The sequence below is a fragment of the Trinickia sp. Y13 genome, from assembly GCF_029522115.1.
Classification (GTDB): domain Bacteria; phylum Pseudomonadota; class Gammaproteobacteria; order Burkholderiales; family Burkholderiaceae; genus Trinickia.
Genome location: NZ_JAKWFK010000001.1, coordinates 131,956 through 150,261, shown reverse-complemented (window position 1 = coordinate 150,261; position 18,306 = coordinate 131,956). Strand labels below are relative to the sequence as shown.

Genomic DNA, 18,306 nt, shown 5'->3' with positions numbered 1-18,306 from the left:
GGGGGACGGTCTCGACTGGAAACCGGCCGCGCCTTATGCCCCATGGCGCACGGCCGTTTTCCCCTAAACGAGCCATTATACGGAATTGTCGCGCGATAGCCTTAGCCGCCGCTGCGCGCACCGATTCAAGCGCGGACCGGCCCGCGAGCCGGCCCGGCGCCCGACGCGATCAAAGCGCTCGTTTGACGAGACGAATGACGAAGAGCAAAACTACCGCGCCGATGACGGCGACGATCAAGGTGCCGATGAACCCACCGGCTATGCCGATATGCAACATCGCGGCTAACCATCCGCCCACGAACGCGCCCACGATGCCAACGATGATGTCGACGATCAGACCGAAACCGCCTCCCTTCGTAATCACCCCGGCGAGCCAGCCCGCAAGGGCGCCGATGATCAACCAGCCAATAAGACCATGATGCATTGTGCTTTCTCCCATGTATCGGAATTTTGCTACCCAGCCCGCCTCGGCCCATCGGGCGCTCGCGCGGCGCCGGCGTGCGACGATGCGGCGCATCCAGTCTAGCTGGTGTGGCCCCGATTCGGACGATTTGCAACGCACGGTGACAATTGTTTGCTTCGCCCGGCGGCAATGGCGAGACTTGCGGGTAACATCACCGCGACAACCGACGCTGGCCGCCCGGCCGGCTAACGGCTGCCGACAACTCGAGGAGATACCCGCAGCATGGGAGCGCTCAGTCATATCCGCGTGCTCGACCTGACCCGCGTCCTTGCGGGCCCGTGGTGCGCGCAAACGCTCGCCGATCTCGGGGCCGACGTCATCAAGATCGAGCGCCCCGGCGCCGGCGACGACACTCGCCATTGGGGGCCCCCGTACCTGAAGACGCCCGACGGCGCCGATACGCGCGAGGCGGCCTACTATCTGTGCGCCAACCGCAACAAGCGCTCGGTCACCGTCGACATCGCCACCGCCGAAGGCCAACGGATCGTGCGCGAACTGGCTGCGACGAGCGACGTCGTGCTCGAAAACTATAAGGTCGGGCAATTGGCGAAGTACGGGCTCGACTATGCCTCGCTCAAGGCCGTCAAGCCCGACCTCGTCTATTGCTCGGTAACCGGCTTCGGCCAAACGGGGCCGCTGGCCGATCGCGCCGGATACGATTTCATCGTGCAGGGCATGGGCGGGTTCATGAGCATCACCGGCGAGCGCGACGATCTGCCCGGCGGCGGCCCGCAAAAGGCCGGCGTGGCGATCGCCGATTTGATGACGGGCATGTACGCCAGCGTGGCCGTGCTCGCCGCGCTGGCGCACCGCGACCGCACCGGCGAAGGCCAGGCGATCGACATGGCGCTGCTCGACGTGCAGGTGGCGATGCTGGCGAACGTCGGCTCGAACTATCTGGCGAGCGGCAAGGCGCCGCAGCGCTGGGGCAACGCCCATCAAAACATCGTGCCGTACCAAGCGTTCCAGACGAGCGACAGCTGGATCATCGTAGCCGTGGGCAACGACGGACAGTTCCGCAAGTTCGTCGAAGCGGGCGGGCGGCCTGAGCTAGCCGACGACCCGCGCTTCGCGACGAACCCCGAGCGCGTGCGCCATCGCGACGTGCTCGTGCCGATCGTGGCCGAGATGGTGAAGACGCGGGCCAAGCGCGAGTGGATCGAGGCGCTGGAAGCCGCCGGCGTGCCGTGCGGGCCGATCAACGATGTCGGCGAGGTCTTCGCCGACGAGCAAGTTCGCGCGCGCGGCATGCGCGTGGAGGCGCCGCATCCGAGCGGCGCGATGGCGCCGCTCGTGCGCAATCCGATCCGCATGAGCGCGACGCCGCCGGAAGTGCGCAGCGCGCCGCCGCTGCTGGGCGAGCACACCGACGACGTCTTGCGGGACGTGCTCGGCTACGATGCAGCCGCCATTTCCACGCTACGCGGCAAAGCGGTGATCTGAAGGACGATTCGAGGGCGAAACCGATGCGATACGCGCCTGCGCGCGGCGCTCGCGCAGGCTCACTCAACGCCTACATCAACCGCGCCGTTGCATTGGCCGTGCCGATGCTCAACCGGCGAGCGACGCGAGCCATGCCCGGCCCTCTTCCCAATCGCCGAGACCGCTTTCGGCGTTGATATGTCCGCGCGGGCCGATCTCGATCAGGCGGCTGCCCCAGGCATGGGCGCAGCGCTCGGCGAACGCGAGCGTGCCGTACGGATCGTCGCTGCTCGCGACGACGATCGAGGGAAACGGCAGCGGCGCGAGCGGGACGTCGTCGTAGCCGTGCGCGTCGCGCGGAAACGACGGGCCGCTCGGATCGGGCAGCGCCACGAGCAACGCGCCCGCGATCTTGTCGAGCTGCGCCGGTTGCGCTTCCCGCAAGGCCCAGTGCGCGAGCGTGAGGCAACCCAAACTGTGCGCCGCGAAGCAAATCGGCCCGCGCGGCTGCGCCGCGACCGCGGCGTCCAGCGTCGCGCACCACGCTTCGCGCACGGGATGATCCCAGTCGGGCATCGCCACGCGTGCGAACGAAGGGTCGAGGGCTTCCCAGCGGGTTTGCCAATGACCGGGGCCCGAATTCGCATAGCCGGGCAGAACGAGGGTTTGGGTTCGAATCATGGTGCGTCGTGGGTGCGAAGGTATGCGCGCTTGCGCGCGCCGTCCGAAGGTTCGCGCGTAGTATAAGCGCTCAACCGTTCGCTCGAAGGAGACGCAATCGATGACGCGCCCGGTGTGGGCGAGCGGGCGCTCCCACGCCAAGCATCCCACCCGTCCCGTCACGGGGCCTGCATCGCGCCGCGCGTCGCTGCCCGCATCCTTTAGGTAGAATGATCGGATCGCCGCGGGCTCGTCCCGTGTAACTTTCGCCGATTTCCGACTCTCGCATGAACAACGAACGCAACGACGCTGCGGCGGCTCCGCCGTCCAATTTCATCCGCAACATCATCGATGAGGACAACCGCACGGGCAAATGGGGCGGGCGTGTCGAAACGCGCTTCCCCCCCGAGCCGAACGGCTACCTGCACATCGGCCACGCGAAGAGCATCTGCCTGAATTTCGGCGTGGCGCGCGACTATGGCGGCGTCTGCCATTTGCGTTTCGACGATACGAATCCGGAAAAGGAAAGCATCGAATACGCCGATTCGATCGTCGACGCCGTGCGTTGGCTCGGCTTCGACTGGGAGAAAGACCGCAAGTCGCATCAGTACTTCGCGAGCGACTACTACGACAAGCTCTATCAATACGCCGAATTGTTGATCGAGCGCGGCAAAGCCTACGTCGACAGCCAAACGGCAGACGAAATCCGAGCCCATCGCGGCTCGCTCACGGAGCCCGGGAAGAACTCGCCCTATCGCGACCGCACGCCCGAGGAAAACCTCGACCTGTTCCGTCGCATGAAGGCCGGCGAATTCAAAGAAGGCGAGCATGTGCTGCGCGCCAAGATCGACATGGCTTCGCCGAACATGACGATGCGCGACCCGGTGCTCTACCGCGTGCGCTTCGCGCATCACTACCGCACGGGCGATACCTGGTGCGTCTACCCGATGTACGACTACGCGCACTGCATTTCGGACGCGATCGAGGGCATTACCCACTCCCTTTGCACGCTCGAATTCGAAGATCACCGCCCGTTGTACGACTGGGTGCTCGACCAACTCGCGCAAGCCGGTGTCTTCACGCGCCCGTTGCCGCAGCAAATCGAGTTCTCGCGGCTGAACCTCACGTACGCCATCACGAGCAAGCGCAAGCTCTTGCAACTCGTGACCGAAGGCCACGTCGACGGCTGGGACGATCCGCGCATGCCGACGATCGTCGGCGTGCGCCGGCGCGGTTTCACGCCCGAGGGCATCCGGCTCTTTTGCGACCGCATCGGCGTCACGAAGGTCGACTCGTGGATCGACATGAGCGTGTTCGAAGGCGCGTTGCGCGACGATCTGGACGAGAAAGCGCCGCGCACGGCGGCCGTGCTCGATCCGCTCAAGCTCATCATCGATAATTTCCCCGCTAATTTGGCCGACGCCTGTTCGGCGCCGGTCCATCCGCATCACCCGGAACGCGGCCAGCGCACGTTCCCGATCACGCGCGAGCTATGGATCGAGCGCGACGATTTCACCGAAACACCGCCGAAAGGTTACTTCCGCCTGTTCCCAGGCAACAAGGTGCGGCTGCGCTACGGTTACGTGATCGAATGCACGGGCGCGGAAAAGGACGCGAACGGCAATATCGTCGCCGTCCACTGCAACTACTTCCCCGATAGCAAATCGGGCACGGAAGGCGCGAACAGCTACAAGGTGAAAGGCAACATCCACTGGGTCAGCGCAACCCACGCCGTGCCCGCCGAAGTGCGGCTGTACGACCGCCTGTTCAAGGAAGCGCAACCCGATGCGGGCGGACGCAATTTCCTCGAGGCGCTCAATCCCGATTCGAAGCGCGTGGTGCAGGCCTATTTGGAGCCGGGCGCGGAAACCTTTGCGCCCGAGGAACGCTGCCAGTTCGAGCGCCACGGCTACTTCGTCGCCGACCGCTACGATTCGAAGCCGGGCAAGCCCGTGTTCAATCGAATCGTCGGCCTGCGCGACAGTTGGGGCGGCAAGTAACGGAGCGAGCGGCGGCAGGCTCGCCGCCTGCCCGGCGCGCCGCGCCGTTTCTCGACGGCCCGCTATCTGGCGGGCGCTTCGCCGTCGCCCACGTCCACTTCCACCTCTACAAAGAGCGGTGTAATTCCGTGAGCGAAAGCGCTGTCGCGAATAGCCGCGTGAGACTGCCGCTCGCATAGCGGCCTACCGCATGCGGCGCCACCCAGCGGAACGCATCCATTTCGGGGATGGGTCCCCCATGCTTGCGGCTCGGAAACATCGACGTGCACACGCAGCGGGCTAGATCGATCTCGCCGTCTTCGACGCGCGCGGCGAACAAATGCAAGTCCTTATCGCGGCGATAAGCGAAGCGGCCGAGGTCTTTCAGGCGCTGCGGCGCGAGTTCGATGCCCGTTTCCTCGCGCAACTCGCGCAAGGCGGCCTCGCGGGGCGCCTCGCCGGCGTCCGGCTGGCCTTTGGGGATATCCCAGTGCGACGTTTCCGTGGCATGGGCGAGCAAGACCCTGCCGTGACCGTCGAGCAAGACGACGCCACACGATATCGTTCGCTCGCTCATGGCCGCGGCTCGAGCCTTCCGAGGTCTACCGAGCGAGTTTGCATGAGTTTCAGGCGCACGTTTGCTCCGGTATCGAGGACATGACCCGATGATAACGGCGGCGCGGGCCGCGCGGCAAAGCCGCAAAGAAGGTTCAAGGCGATTCCGGGCCGAGCGCGAGAGAAGCGGCGAAGCACATACGCGAGGTATTCCCGACGCGCGTCGCGCCAACATCGACCCTGCCCGCGGCAGGCTTCAAGAAAAAGCTCCGTTTCACCCCAACGAACATGCCTGTGCAATAGCGCGCTCGATCGCCGCCGATAACGCGCGCACCGATGCCTGCACCCCCTCCTGTTGCTCCAGCGCTTGCTGAAGGCGAACGGCCGCATCGGCCACCGCGCGCAGTTGAAACCACGCCGCCGTGCCGGCAATCGCATGCGCGACCTCATGCATATGGCCGCTATCCCCCTTCGACGACGACGTGAGCAGCGCATTCAAATCCGCCGCAAGCGTTCGGCAAAGCTGCTGCCACAACTCGTCGCGCACGAGCGCATCGTCAAAGCCCGTATTCCACGAATCGACGAGCCGATGCCGCACGAGCAACGCGCGCAGTTGCTCGATCGATAGCGGTTTGACGAATACTTCATCGGCGCCCGCGTCGAAGCAGGCTTCCCGCTTTTGTGCGGTGGCGTCCGCCGTCAACACGACGAGCACGGTGCGACGCCCGGGATCGCCTCCGACCGCGCCATCGCGCTCTCGCCGGCGAATGCGCTCGACCAGAGTCAAACCGTCGAGCAAGGGCATCGCGCAATCGGTGATCACCATCGCGTAATCGCCCTGCTCGTAGGCCTTGAGCGCTTGCACGCCGTCCTCGGCCAAATCGCAGTCGACGACACTCAAATTCGCGAGCTGTCGTTTCAGGACTTCGCGGTTGATGAGTTGGTCCTCGACCAGCAAAATACGCCTCGGCGCGCTCTCCGATGCACGCGGCGGCGCCGCGTCCGCGCGAAGCGAACTACCGCCGTGGCAGTCGACACCCAGGGGCGTGCCATCGATCGGCAGGTCCAATGTGACGGTGACCGTCGTGCCCTGCCCCAACGCGCTTTCGAGCGTAATGGCGCCGCCCATCCGTTCGATCAATCGCCTGCAAATGGCTAGCCCCAGACCTGTTCCGCCGTACCCGCTGCCGGCCGTGCCGCGCGCCTGAGAGAACGGCGAGAACAAGCGCGCCTGGTCGTCCCGGGAGATGCCGATTCCGGTATCGGCGATACGCAGGCATAGCGCTTGAGTGCCGGCCGTCTCGCCGAGCACCTCGACCGTCAACGAGACTGAGCCTCGTTCCGTGAACTTCACGGCATTGCCGAGCAGGTTGAGCAGCACCTGTCCGAGCCGCTGCATGTCGCCGAGATGACGCGGCGCCACGGCGCGCGAAATATGCACGTGCAACTGCAGCCCCTTGCGCTCGATCTCCGGCGCCACGAAGCCCGCAGCCCGCTCGACGATCTCAGCGATGCAGATGGGCGCCGATTCGAGCGAGAACTCGCCATTTTCGCTTTTAGCGAAATCGAGGATGTCATTGAGGATTCGTAGCAAGAGCTCGGCGGCGTTGCCGGCCATCGCGACGAGACGGCGGTCGTCATCGGCCAAAGCGTCGTGATCGAGCAACTGCAAGATGCCGATGATGCCGCTCATTGGCGTACGCAGCTCGTGACTGACCGTCGCGATGAACGCATCTCGCGCGCTTGCGGCCTCTTCGGCCTCGTGCTTGGCATCGATCAGCGCCGCGTGAGACTCTTTGTCCTCCGTGACATCATGCAAGTACCCATTCCATTCGACGCTGCCGTCCTCGCGCGATCGCGGCTCGGCTTCGACGTGAAACCACGCGAGCCGGCCGTCGGGCATTTCCAGCATGAACTCGGCGCGCACGCGCTCGAGCAAGCGGGCCGAACGCAGGAACATCTTCGTCAATCGTCTGCGTTGAGGCAGATCGAGCGAGCGCACGAACGGGGCAAACGCATCGGTCGCGTGGGTGTCGTGCGAGCGCACGAGCGTATCGGCTCGCCGATTGGCGAATACCAGCTCGAACGTCGGGCGCGGTGCGCGCCGCAAGCGCAATTGGAACACGACGGAAGGCAGCGCCTGCGTCAATTCGACTAGCCGGCGCTTGTGCTCCAGCTCCCTGCGTTCCATACGGCGCAGGTCCGAGACATCGACGAACGCGCACAGCACCGCGGCCCGACCGTCGTCTTCGCCGCTGCAAAGCCGAACCCAGTACACGGCCTCATGGGTCGTGTCGTCGTGCCCGCGATAGCGCAGCTCGCCCTGAGCGGGCCGTCCCGTTTCGAGGACCGCGCGCGCCGCTTGCGTAAATACATCGACATCGACGTCACGCCCCGGCCCCGGCGGAGGCAGGATTTTTCCGACGACATGTTCGGACCGCACGCCCATGGCCTGCTCATAGGCGGGATTGACGGCGACATATCGACCCTCGGCATCTTTGACGCAAACCGGAATCGGCACCGTATCCATCAGCAGCGCCTTGAAACGAGTCTCGAACACCAGTTCGCGTTCGGTTCGACGGCGATGACGAACCTCTTTGCGAAGACGCAGCATGTTGAACGACAACAGCGCGAGAAAAACCATCGTCACCGCGCCCAGCGGCGTAAGCACGAGCCACAGGGTGCGCGGAGCGACCCCGAACGTGAAGCGGCTCGAGAGCCAACTGTTTTGGATGCGGTCGCGCTCGATTTCGGGAATGTCCGACAGCACACGGTCGATGAGAGGCAGCAGTGGCGCGAACTGCGGCGCGACGCCAAACGACAACTCTTGAACGCGATCGGCTGGCGCCGCAACGCGCAACGTGCCCGCATAACGCTCTCGCACGAGCCGATCGATGACGCCGAGATTGCCGATATAAGCGAAGGCGCGCGCTTGCGCAACCGCGTCGAGCCCGTCCTCGGCGGAACCAACCGTCACCGCATGAACGCTGGGCAAGCCGGGGAACCGAAGATGCGCCGTCTGCACATCGCCGACGATGGCAACCCGCGCCCCTTCGAGGTCCTGCAGACTGCCGATGAAGGGCGCCGTTTCGCGCGTGACGATGACGAGGGGGTAGCTGACATAGGGTGTCGACAAGCCGAATCCGGGCGCTAGTCCGTCGAACTGCGAGACGGCGACCACCATGTCGATGCGGCCTTCATTGGCGAGCCGAATCGTCTCGCCCCATGAGCGCGTCGGCACCAAACGAAAGCGGAACCCCAGCGCACTTTTCAGAAAGTCGAGGTAATCCGCGGAGATGCCATCGATGCGCCCCTGACGATCGACGAACGCCATTGGCGCCCAACGCGGGTCGACACCCAGGCGCAGCGGTGGCAGGGACTCGAGGTAATTGCGTTCGGCTTGCGATAGCGGCACGCGCAAATCGCGCGCAGCGCCCGACGAAGCGACGTGCGGATGTTGCGGACACCCGGCGAGTGCCGCGACAGCGATGAGGCAAGCCGCTAGCCGATACCCGATACGCCGGAGTCCGGCACGCACCGCCGCCATCGCTATGAACAAAGATTATTGTGCGCTCGCCAGTACTCGAGCAATTCTTGGTTGGTTCCCACCCCGAGTTTGTGCTGCGCGCGGACCTTATGCGCGCTCACCGTCTTGACGCTGCGATTGAGCCTTTCCGCAATTTGGGCGGCGGTTAGCCCGTCCGCCGCGAACAAGCGAATCACCTCCATCTCCGCGGTGGTCAGCGTCGCCTCCCGGCCGACGCGCTCGCCGACGAGATTCATGCGTGCGAGCAGCTTTTCCACGCCGGGACTGACGTAGGTCCTACCCTGCCCCGCGGCGACGAGCGCACAATGCAATTCGTTCACGCCGCCCGCCTTTTCGACGACTCCCTTCACCCCTTTGGCCAGCAGCTTGTTCAAGATGGCCGCATTGCGCAGAGCGGTGACGACGATGATGGGCACACCGGGGCAAATCCGTTGCAATCGGTCGACGAGGGCGATGCCGTCCCGCGTGCGTGTACCGGGCATCGACAAATCGGTCACGATTGCGTCGCACGGATATTGCCGTACGGCCGCAATCAGTTCGTCGGAATTAGCGGCTTCGGCAATGACATGTGCGACGTGCCCCGCCTCGATGGCCAGCCGCATGCCGTAGCGGACAATGCCATGATCTTCCGCCAATATGATCTGCAGTGGTTTGTTCACGACGTTGTATGCCTCTATGATCTGCCGGCGATCCGGTTGGGATGCCAGTTCGGCCGACTGCCGCGTCGCGACCAGCCCCGTTGATTGGCACGTCGGCGGTTATCGATAAATTGTAGTCACGGGCGGCCAATATGAAACTGTAGGGACGTTATGCAGATCGGCGAATAAGAAAATTCTCGAATAGTGAAACAAACAGGCGTTTGCAATCGATTTCCAGCGCCGATCCGCGACCGGAAATCTGATTGGTGGATTGGCGAAGTGTGGGTTTGTTTATTCGCGGAATGGCATTACCCGGGGGTGGCACGGTCGACGCCGCCGTCCTTGCCTCCTTTGGGACGGCGCCACGCCACCCGACGCAGCAGCGAGTGGGCGAGAAACCCGAGCCCCGCGGCTACGGCAACGACCGGCATCGACGGCAGCCGGGGCGGATCGTTAGCGTTGCCGCCCGAAACCGCCCGCGCGCCGGCGTTGGGTTGCTCCGGCACCAGCAAAACCGTGACGCGTCGATCGTCCTCGCCCGCCAACCCCGGCGCACCGTTCTTGACGAGCTTGGCAATACCCGGCAACAGCGGCGACAAATCGACGCCCGCACGATGCTTGACGAGGACGGAAGCCGACGCGGGCATCAGCGGTGCGCCGGGAGACGGGCGCTCCGGCGGCACGACGCGCACCCGCGCCGCGATGACGCCGTCGATATCCATGAGCGCCGCTTCGAGGTCTCGTTCCACCACATGTACGTGCCGCAGGCGCTCCTCCAGCGGCGTCGGGGCGATGCCGCGCTTGCCCAGCGCCTCGTCGACGCTCTGCCGGCTTGGCCGCAACAAGCCGGCTTCCCGCAGCGCCTGCATCGCCTGTGCAAAATCGGCCTCGCCGACGTAAAGCATCACCCCGGCCTTCTCGGACTTGCGCTCGACCTCGATTCCCCGCGCACCCAGCACGGCGGCGATCTCGCTTGCTTGACGCACATCGGCTGCGTGTTGGAATGCGACCTTGCGCCCGCACCCTGCTAAACCCGCCACCGCGATCACCACCGCCAGCCATCTCAGCCCCACGCGCACAGACAGTCTCATTGCAAACCGCTTATGCCGGCGAGGTCAACTGCTTGAGGGCGCTCGTCGTCAGGCCGACGAGTTTCGCGCTCCACATGACGCTCATGTTGTAGGAAGCCATGGCGCGCGCATGACGGTGCATTTTCGCCGCGAGCGCCGGCAGATCCGTGCCGTGCGCCCAAGCGCCAGCCAAGTCGTCGGACAGCGACTGCGCCTCCAACCGATGCCGGGCCAGCATGTCGAGGTGGCGCGCAAGAGCGGGAGCCAAGGGGCCGGGCGAGCCGACGGCGGGCGCCTCGCGTGCCGCCGCACCGAGCGAAACCCGGTTGACGTCGATGGCGTCCATCGCGGCGGCGAACGTATTGAACCGGCCACTCACAGGCGAAACGACGTAGCGGGACACGACACCCGGCGGTTCGACGCCGATGGGCTTCACCTCCCCACTCGCGACGGTCATGGCCGCAACTGCTGGGCGAGGTTGCGCAGGGCATTGATGAGTTCCGTTTTCGCATGCCCCTGAACGGATGCGAGCGCGTATTCGGCGTCGACACGGCGCTTTTCATGCGCGAACACGATGCCGGCTTGCGCCGCCCACCGCGCTGCATGCCGTTGATCCGCCGCGCGCGCGGCGAAGCTTTCCACTGCCTCGATCATATTCTTCCATCCGTTGGACGGCGGGCGCGATCGCGCGCGCCCGCCTGCTTCACACATGTTTAAAAATGAATGCCTTGAGCCGCTTTGATACTGGCGTTCTGCGCTTTCGCTCCGGAATCGAGATGGCCGCTTGCGATGCTGTTGACCGTATCGGTCATCATCTTTTGGATGCTGGCCTCTGTCTGCATCTCCATCGCCTTCAACTGCATCGCTTCCTGCCGTTGCAGGATGCGCTCCATCTGATTGACGGCCATGCCGTTCGTCGCGCCCGCTGCACCCGGCGACACCGCGTCCGACGTGCCAGACAGCGCCGACACGACCGACGAAGCAAGCGTTGCGAGCGAACCAACCGCCTGAAGGGCGGGAACTATGGCTGCAATGGTCATGATTGGACTCCCCCTATTTACCGAGAATGGAACTGGCGCTCTTCCGCTGATCGAACGATCGCATGCCGGAATTGCGGGCTTAGTAACAGCCTGCTCGCCGTGGTTCCATTGCGCCGCGAAAAGCGATTCGAACCGCATCGCCGATGCGTTACATCGTCCGGTTTTTTAGTCGATCGAGTCCAAGCGCGAGTCAAATCCGAGATCATGCGCGGATCGCCATGTCACGAGTCTCGACCCGCCTATGATTTCGACACGCTCGCATGCGGTCCGATCGGCCGATGCGGATCGGACCACCGAATTCGACGACTGGTACCGCGCTCACGGCCGTTCCATATATCGCTTCATCGCGCGCCGGGTGCGCAGCGCGGAAGACGCCGAAGACATTCTGCAGTCCACCTATTTGGGGGCTTGGGAAAACCGCATGTCTTATCGCGGCACGGCGCAGCCGAAAACGTGGCTGACCGCGATCGCGCTCAACGTCGTGCGCAATCACGTCAATCGCACGTCGGACTACCGGTTCGTGACCGAACGCATCGACGATCATGAGCACGCGCTCGTCGATACGCGCGCACCCGAACGTTGCGTGTCCGTCAAGCAAACGTTCCTGCGGTTCCTCGACTTCGCGCAATCGCTGTCTCCCGAACAACAGCACATGCTCGAATTGCTGTTCATCGATAACGTCAGCTATGTCGACGTCGCCGCCATCCTCGGCATCCCGGTCGGGACGGTCCGCTCGCGGTTGTCGCGCCTGCGCGTGAAGTTGGACCGGCACTTCGAACAAACCGGAGGGCCCTGACATGCGCCGCTCGTCCTGGCGCAAAACCGTCGCCGTTCGCCGGAAATACCAGGCGTCTCGCCGCTTGCGCCCGTCCGGTTCGAATATCGCGCGGCGCCTCGCGCATTCGCCCGTGCTCGTCCGCAACGGGATGACTCCAATCCGCATTCTCGACACATGACCGCTCCTCTCGCCGAAACCCACCTGTTCAACGCACTGCGCCATACCGAACATCTGCGCCGCTCGCTCTCGCCCGCCGCGCCGGAGCGGTGGCAGGACTATGTCGAATCGTTGCGCGGCGTCTCGCTCGCGAACTGGAGCGCAACGACAGACCTTCAAATGAGGTTTGCCCTGCTACGCACGGTCATCAATGAGATTCGATAGCAGCATGTCGTTTCGCATCCATTTGTATCGCCTCGTGCTGGCAGGCCTTTGCGCACTCACGCTCGGCGCCGGCGCGAGCGCAAGCCCGTCTGCCGGCGCCGCCGGCAGCGCCACGTTGGCCGCGCCCTACGCGCTCGACGCCGCCGATCTCACCGTGCACGACGTGCTGCGTCGATTCGCGGCCGATCACGGCCTGACGCTGCGCATCGATCCGAGCAAGCAGCCGGATTGGCAGTCGGGCAAGCTCGACGGCTGGGTGCGGGCCGATACAGGCCGGGCCTTTCTCGAACATCTCGCCCATGCGCACCGCTTCTCATGGTTCGTTGCGAATCGCACATTGCATGTCAGCTCGGCGCACGATTCCACGGTGGAGCGCATCGCGTTGGCGGGCATGCGCGCCGACAGCGCGCGCGGCGCGCTCGAAGCGGTCGGAATTTACGATGCGCGCTTCGGATGGGGCGAGTTGGATGGTCAAGATGCCGTGCTAGTGGGCGGCCCGCGCGCGTACCGGGCGCTCGTGCGGCGCTTCGTGGCGGGCCACGCTCATCCTCAAAGCGACGGAACCGCGCCGGAAGCGATGATTTTTCCGTTGCGTTACGCGCAAGCCGCCGATAAACCGCTGTCGTCCTCCTCGCTTGCGCTTCGTCCCGGCGTCGCAACGCTGCTGCGGGAATTGCTCGCCCCGAGCTCGGCGCCCGCACAGCCGGTTTTCTCGTTGCCAGCCCAGCCGGACATGCCTCCGCCGTTGCCAGGCGCAGCCCCATCGCTCGCGCAATGGATCGGACTGCCCGTGGGGGCCGCTCCCTTGCTTGGAACGCCGCGCGCCCGTGGCGCGATCGCCCCGCCTGCGTCCGCACCCGCGCTCGTGAGCATCGTCGCCGACGAAGGCACGAACGCCGTGCTGGTATGGGGCGACCGCAGCTTGCGCGCCGATATTCAACGGCTCGTCGATGCGCTCGACCGACCCTCGGCGCTCGTCTCGATGGATGTGCTCGTGATCGAAGCGGACGCCGCGACGCTGCTCGCGCTCAAGGCGGCCGGCGAACGCGGCGATATGGGCCTGGCGGCGACCCAGCCCTCGAATCCTGCCTCGTTCGAGATGCAGCTCGCGCAAGCGGTCGCCGATCAGCGCGTGCGCCTGCTCAACCATCAAACTGTCGTTGGCCGGATGAATGCCCATGCCACGCTCGCGATCGGCGCCGAGTCGTCCCACCGCGGCGCCGTGGGCGATAAGGCCGAAGCGCTACCCGCCAACGGCCGCGGCGGCAGTCAGGGCGATCGCCTCGATCTCGCCGCCCGCATCGTCCCTGCGGCGGCAGCCGGCACAACTGCGATCGGCATCGACGTGGACTTGCTGATGGCCCAGCCCACTGGCCTGCCGGGCCAAACCTGGGCCAATACGAGCAGCGTCAAATTCGACACCGCCGTCACCCTAGAAAGCGGCGCACCGCCGCGCCTGATCGCCCGTTACCCCGTTGCAACGGCACGTGCCGAGCAGCGCGCCATCTTCATCAGCGCCAAAGCGCTTTGAAACAGGTAAGCGCAATCGGCCATGCTTGAACTGCGTATCTTCACGGGCTTGCATCGCGGCGCCGCGCTTGCGCTCGAAGGCGACCAGATTCGCATCGGAAGCGGCGACGAAAACGACATCGTTTTGCTCGACCCCGGTATGCCCGTGCATGCGGCCACCATCGAACGATCTGCGGCCTCGTCGTGGTCCTGTCGCGTGCAGGGTTCTGCGCAACAATGGGGCGAACTGCCTCCCGGCGTTCCAGCGAAGAACCACTTCGAAGTGGTCGCCGGTGCGCGCTGGTTCGCCGGTCCGGTGCTCATGGGCTGCGAGGAGGAAAGCGCGCCATGGTGCGACGCCGTCGCAGAACCGAGCCGTGCGCCGCCGGATAAACCGCGCTTTCCGATGAAAGCGAAGCTCGCGATGGCGGTCGTCGCCGCGGGCTTAATCGCCGCGGTTGCGGCAAGTCTCGATGGGCAAGCTCCTTCTCGTCTCGGCATGCGCAAACCCGCGGTTCGCGCGTCGGGCACGGCCGCCGGCACGCCCGCGGGCGATGCGGTCCGCCTCACGCAAGGGACAACGCCCGCCTCGGCGCAGGCCTCCGACGTTCGCGTGCTGACAGCAACCGTTTACCCCGACGATACGAGGGAACGCCCGCCTTTCTCGATCCGCAGCGCAAGCGGCGGCCCGTATGGATTCATCGTGACAGACGACGGCCAGGTCTTGATGCCTGGCAGCCGATGGCGCGCGTTCACGCTCGTGCGCATCGAGCCGGGACGCGCGGTTTTCACAGGTCCTCATGGGGCGGAGCTGACATGGTGATACCGGATAGGGACGAAGTTGGTACGGCAAGACATCCCTCACCCCCTACGCCCTCGGAGGACTCGATTGAACGTCTCGATGCTACGTAACGAAATCGTCCATCACCGCATGCCCGCGGAAGAAGCGCCGCCTCCCGATACGCCGCGCCTCTTGCAAATGTTGGCCCGATGCTCGGAGGCGCATCAGAAGCGCACGGCGCGCACGCTCGCTCCCGTCCCAACGCGATGCGCTCCGAGCTCGCTTGGTGTGCGCGTTCGACCGTCCGGTCCGGATTGGCCTTGCGCTCGCGGGTGCGCTTTGAGTCGGCCGTCGGCATCCGGTCTCGCTCCGCCCCGGCAGCGACGCATCAAGCCGATGGCGATCGCCAGACAGCGGCTTGCACCCGCCCATGGCACGCCGTGCTGCGGTGCACACGGCGGCGAAGCGCAATGGCTCCATCGCCCCGATGAAAGCGGTTCGCCCAAGCCATGATGCTCGATCAGCACCCGCTCGCCCTGATCGCACTGCTCGGCCTCGTTTCCTTATTGCCGCTCGTCGCCATCGCCACCACCTCCTATCTTAAAATGTCGGTCGTCCTTGTATTGGTGCGCAACGCGCTCGGCGTCCAACAAGCGCCCACGACGCTGGCGCTCAATGCGATCGCGCTCGTCGCCACCTTGTTCGTCATGTCGCCGACGCTGTCGGCATGCATGACGAACGCAAAGACGATCCCCGTCGCGCCGGGATCGGGCGCATTGCAAATCGAAGCGGCGCTCGCCGTTGTCGAACCGCTCAAGCAATTCGTGCTGCGCAACGGCAGCAAACGCGAGCGCGAACGCTTTCTCGAACTGGCGCAAAAAAGTTGGCCCGATGACGCACGCGCGTCGGCACGCACCGACGATTGGAGCATCGCCGTGCCCGCGTTCGTCGTCTCGGAACTGCAGGCAGCATTCGAAATCGGCCTGCTCTTGTTCATCCCCTTCATCGCCGTCGACATTCTCGTGTCGAATGTGCTGCTCGCCATGGGCATGCAAATGGTGCCGCCCATGATCGTCGCCTTGCCGATCAAGCTGTTGTTGTTCGTGCTGGCCGACGGATGGGGAAAACTCCTGCACGCCCTCGTCCTCTCCTATCACGGATGACGCCATGCCAGAGTCGCTCGCCTTGTTGCAGCACGCACTGGTCTTCGCATTCAAGGTGTCGGTCGCGCTCGCGCTCGCCGCATCCTGTGCTGGGATCGCCATTTCGCTCGTCTTGTCGGCATTTCAGATACAGGACCAAGCGTTGCCGTTCGCGATCAAACTGGTCGTCGTCGGTATCGCAGTCGCAATCACCGGGCACGGTGCGGGCGTGGAACTCGTTCGCATGGTCGAGCGAGCGTTCGAGCTGGCGAGCGTCCCTCGCGCTTGACGTTTCGACGTGATAGGCGCCCTCGAATCCGCTCTCCCCTTCGTGGCCGCGCTGGCCTTATGCGCGCTGCGCTGGATGCCCGCGATCGCGCTCGTGCCGGTCTTCGCCGGACATGCGCTAGGCGGCACGGCACGCGCCGTGATTGCGCTCGCGCTTGCATGGCCGATTGCGCCCGGCGTGGCGGCCGCGCTCGCTCGCGCGCCTATGTCCGCGGCCGACTGGATCGCAACCGCGGGCAAGGAGACCGCGCTCGGGATCGTGATCGCATGCCTCGTCGCCGCGCCGTTCTGGGCCATCGAGGCCGCCGGCACCTATCTCGACTACCAGCGTGGCGGCAATCCGCAGGCGCTCGACCCAGCAGCCTCGATCGACGCCTCCGTGCTTGGCGCGATGCTGCAACAGGCCCTCGTCGTCTTTCTGATCCATACCGGTGGCCTATCCGCCCTCCTCGACATCGTTTGGACGAGTTATGCCGTTTGGCCGGCGCTAACGCCGCTGCCGCCGCTCGGTCCGCAAGCATGGGGATCGGTGTGCGACCTTCTCGCGTCGACGATGCGATTCGCCCTCACGCTCGCCGCGCCCTATTTGCTGGCGCTCGGCGCGGTCGAAGCCAGCTTCGCGCTCTTGTCTCGCGTCAACGCAAAATTTCCCGCTTACGTCGCTGCGCTGTCGTTCAAAAGCGTGTCCTTATTGCTCCTGATCGCATTGACGATATCCGGCCTCTTGAACGCAACGGCAGATACCGCCGCCGAACATTTCTCCGACGTTCAACAGTGGATGCGCAACGCGGCGCCGGATCGCATGTCTGTCCAACCATGATGGGCGCTAGACAGACAAGCGGCGCTCGGACAAGCTTGGATCTCGCCGACCGATGAGCGACAAATCGCTGCCTCCGACCGACAAGCGTCTGCGCGATGCACGCAAAGATGGCAACGCCGCGCGCAGCGACGTGCTCGCCGGACTCTTCGTAGCCGTATTGACGGTCGAGGTCGCTTTCGTTTCGATCGACGCGAACCTGGCGCGCTGGCTTCGTCTTCAAGACGCAGTATTCGCGCAGCTCGGAGCGCCGGATCGCACGCACGCTTGGCTCGGCTTGTGCGGACAGGCTATTCGCCTCGTGGCGGTCGCTATCCTGCCCGTGGTCGCGGCGGCTGTCGTCGGCTCGATCGCCGCCGCCTGGCTCATCGGCGGATTGTCGCTCGCGCCGAAAGCGGTGAGTCCCTCGCTGAAGCGGCTCAATGCCGCGAAACATTTGAAAGGGCTCTTCGGCGCAAACAACCTCGTTTCCATCGGACTTGCGTTGGCGAGCGCGGGGCTGCTCGCCACGGCCGCCTATTGGCAACTGCGCGAGCAGTTGCCGATCGTCGACTCGATGATCGCTTGGCAAGCGCTTCAATTCGACCTGCAAGCAGGCATCACGCTGTTACATGGTTTCGTTCGCATGCTCCTCGCCGCTTTGCTCGTGCCAGCCGCGCTGGCCGCGATCGTCGCGAAGCGGCAGCATCGCCGGGGGCTTCGCATGTCCCATCGCGAACTGAAAGACGAGCTCCAGCATGCAAACGGCAATCCCTTGATTCGATCCCATCAGCGAGCGCAGTCCCACGAGGCCGCCGCCGGCGTATCAACGCGCGTTAGCGGCGGAAAACGCGCGCTCGTCACCAACCCCGAACATATCGCGGTCATGCTCGACTACGCGGCAGATGCGTCGCAAGCGCCGATCGTCATCGGCAAGACGACCGACGATGGCGCCCTCTCCCTCACGAATAGCGCTTTGCTCGAGCGCATACCCGTGTTTCGATGCCGGCCACTCGCGCGCCATCTTTTCCAGCACGGCGAACTGCACGCGGCGATCCCGCCCGATTGCTACCGCGCGGTCGCCATCGTCTATCGAATCGTCGACGAGATCGAACATTTGGAAGAACGCCCCAACGTTCCTATCGAAATCGATGATGTCGTCTTCGATCCGTAGCACCAGCCCCCCGAATTGCCGCTGTTCCAGTCTCGACATCGGCACCGCCGCCCGCCGCCCGCCACCCGCCACCCGCCTCCGCC

19 protein-coding genes are annotated in these 18,306 nt (G+C 64.9%); 10 read left to right on the top strand and 9 right to left on the bottom strand.

The annotated features are described in order from the left end of the window. Positions 1 to 169 precede the first annotated feature (169 nt). Positions 170 to 424, bottom strand: a complete 255-nt coding sequence (locus tag MMB74_RS00625) for a GlsB/YeaQ/YmgE family stress response membrane protein (protein WP_277427108.1) — start codon at positions 422 to 424, stop codon at positions 170 to 172. A gap of 261 nt (positions 425 to 685) precedes the next feature. On the opposite strand from MMB74_RS00625, the gene MMB74_RS00620 reads away from it, so the two are divergent. Next, positions 686 to 1,906: a CaiB/BaiF CoA-transferase family protein gene (locus MMB74_RS00620; protein WP_277426657.1), complete on the top strand. Its 1,221-nt coding sequence runs from the start codon at positions 686 to 688 to the stop codon at positions 1,904 to 1,906. Positions 1,907 to 2,014: 108 nt separating this feature from the next. Here the strand turns inward: MMB74_RS00620 and MMB74_RS00615 are convergent, their stop codons facing one another. Continuing rightward, positions 2,015 to 2,566 (bottom strand): alpha/beta hydrolase, encoded by a 552-nt coding sequence (locus MMB74_RS00615; protein ID WP_277426656.1) that lies wholly within the window; start codon positions 2,564 to 2,566, stop codon positions 2,015 to 2,017. 266 nt (positions 2,567 to 2,832) lie between these two features. On the opposite strand from MMB74_RS00615, the gene MMB74_RS00610 reads away from it, so the two are divergent. Next, the gene (locus MMB74_RS00610; RefSeq protein ID WP_277426655.1) at positions 2,833 to 4,545 is read left to right on the top strand and encodes a glutamine--tRNA ligase/YqeY domain fusion protein; all 1,713 of its coding nucleotides are present in this window, start codon (positions 2,833 to 2,835) and stop codon (positions 4,543 to 4,545) included. Between the two features lie 106 nt (positions 4,546 to 4,651). Here the strand turns inward: MMB74_RS00610 and MMB74_RS00605 are convergent, their stop codons facing one another. The 7 genes from MMB74_RS00605 to MMB74_RS00575 form a co-directional block, all read right to left on the bottom strand. After that, positions 4,652 to 5,101: an NUDIX hydrolase gene (locus tag MMB74_RS00605; RefSeq protein ID WP_277426654.1), complete on the bottom strand. Its 450-nt coding sequence runs from the start codon at positions 5,099 to 5,101 to the stop codon at positions 4,652 to 4,654. A 252-nt stretch (positions 5,102 to 5,353) separates the two neighbouring features. Further along, positions 5,354 to 8,617, bottom strand: coding sequence for an ATP-binding protein (locus tag MMB74_RS00600; RefSeq protein ID WP_277426653.1), 3,264 nt, complete (start codon positions 8,615 to 8,617; stop codon positions 5,354 to 5,356). Between the two features lie 11 nt (positions 8,618 to 8,628). Then, positions 8,629 to 9,285 carry a response regulator transcription factor gene (locus MMB74_RS00595; RefSeq protein ID WP_277426652.1) on the bottom strand — a complete coding sequence of 219 codons (657 nt, stop codon included), beginning with the start codon at positions 9,283 to 9,285 and terminating at the stop codon, positions 8,629 to 8,631. A gap of 287 nt (positions 9,286 to 9,572) precedes the next feature. Beyond that, positions 9,573 to 10,355 carry an EscJ/YscJ/HrcJ family type III secretion inner membrane ring protein gene (locus tag MMB74_RS00590; protein ID WP_277426651.1) on the bottom strand — a complete coding sequence of 261 codons (783 nt, stop codon included), beginning with the start codon at positions 10,353 to 10,355 and terminating at the stop codon, positions 9,573 to 9,575. 10 nt (positions 10,356 to 10,365) lie between these two features. After that, positions 10,366 to 10,791, bottom strand: coding sequence for a hypothetical protein (locus tag MMB74_RS00585; RefSeq protein ID WP_277426650.1), 426 nt, complete (start codon positions 10,789 to 10,791; stop codon positions 10,366 to 10,368). Beyond that, the gene (locus tag MMB74_RS00580) at positions 10,788 to 10,988 is read right to left on the bottom strand and encodes a hypothetical protein (RefSeq protein WP_277426649.1); all 201 of its coding nucleotides are present in this window, start codon (positions 10,986 to 10,988) and stop codon (positions 10,788 to 10,790) included. The genes MMB74_RS00585 and MMB74_RS00580 overlap by 4 nt, the downstream gene beginning before the upstream one ends. Positions 10,989 to 11,047: 59 nt before the next feature. After that, positions 11,048 to 11,512: a hypothetical protein gene (locus MMB74_RS00575; RefSeq protein ID WP_277426648.1), complete on the bottom strand. Its 465-nt coding sequence runs from the start codon at positions 11,510 to 11,512 to the stop codon at positions 11,048 to 11,050. Positions 11,513 to 11,615: 103 nt separating this feature from the next. Between MMB74_RS00575 and MMB74_RS00570 the strand changes: the two genes are divergently transcribed. The 8 genes from MMB74_RS00570 (at position 11,616) to MMB74_RS00535 (ending at position 18,223) form a co-directional block, all read left to right on the top strand. After that, on the top strand, positions 11,616 to 12,170 hold the full coding sequence (locus MMB74_RS00570) for an RNA polymerase sigma factor (protein WP_277426647.1): 555 nt from the start codon (positions 11,616 to 11,618) through the stop codon (positions 12,168 to 12,170). A 156-nt stretch (positions 12,171 to 12,326) separates the two neighbouring features. Then, complete coding sequence (locus MMB74_RS00565; protein ID WP_277426646.1) at positions 12,327 to 12,533, top strand: hypothetical protein; 207 nt, start codon at positions 12,327 to 12,329, stop codon at positions 12,531 to 12,533. Between the two features lie 4 nt (positions 12,534 to 12,537). Next, positions 12,538 to 14,064: a secretin N-terminal domain-containing protein gene (locus MMB74_RS00560; protein WP_277426645.1), complete on the top strand. Its 1,527-nt coding sequence runs from the start codon at positions 12,538 to 12,540 to the stop codon at positions 14,062 to 14,064. 21 nt (positions 14,065 to 14,085) lie between these two features. Beyond that, a complete protein-coding gene (locus MMB74_RS00555; protein WP_277426644.1) occupies positions 14,086 to 14,865 on the top strand; it encodes an FHA domain-containing protein in 780 nt (259 codons plus the stop codon). Positions 14,866 to 15,332: 467 nt separating this feature from the next. Next, a complete protein-coding gene (gene sctR, locus MMB74_RS00550) occupies positions 15,333 to 15,986 on the top strand; it encodes a type III secretion system export apparatus subunit SctR (RefSeq protein WP_277426643.1) in 654 nt (217 codons plus the stop codon). Positions 15,987 to 15,990: 4 nt separating this feature from the next. After that, complete coding sequence (locus MMB74_RS00545) at positions 15,991 to 16,254, top strand: flagellar biosynthetic protein FliQ (RefSeq protein WP_277426642.1); 264 nt, start codon at positions 15,991 to 15,993, stop codon at positions 16,252 to 16,254. 9 nt (positions 16,255 to 16,263) lie between these two features. Next, a complete protein-coding gene (sctT, locus tag MMB74_RS00540; RefSeq protein ID WP_277426641.1) occupies positions 16,264 to 17,073 on the top strand; it encodes a type III secretion system export apparatus subunit SctT in 810 nt (269 codons plus the stop codon). A gap of 52 nt (positions 17,074 to 17,125) precedes the next feature. After that, positions 17,126 to 18,223, top strand: a complete 1,098-nt coding sequence (locus MMB74_RS00535) for an EscU/YscU/HrcU family type III secretion system export apparatus switch protein (RefSeq protein WP_277426640.1) — start codon at positions 17,126 to 17,128, stop codon at positions 18,221 to 18,223. Positions 18,224 to 18,306: the final 83 nt, after the last annotated feature.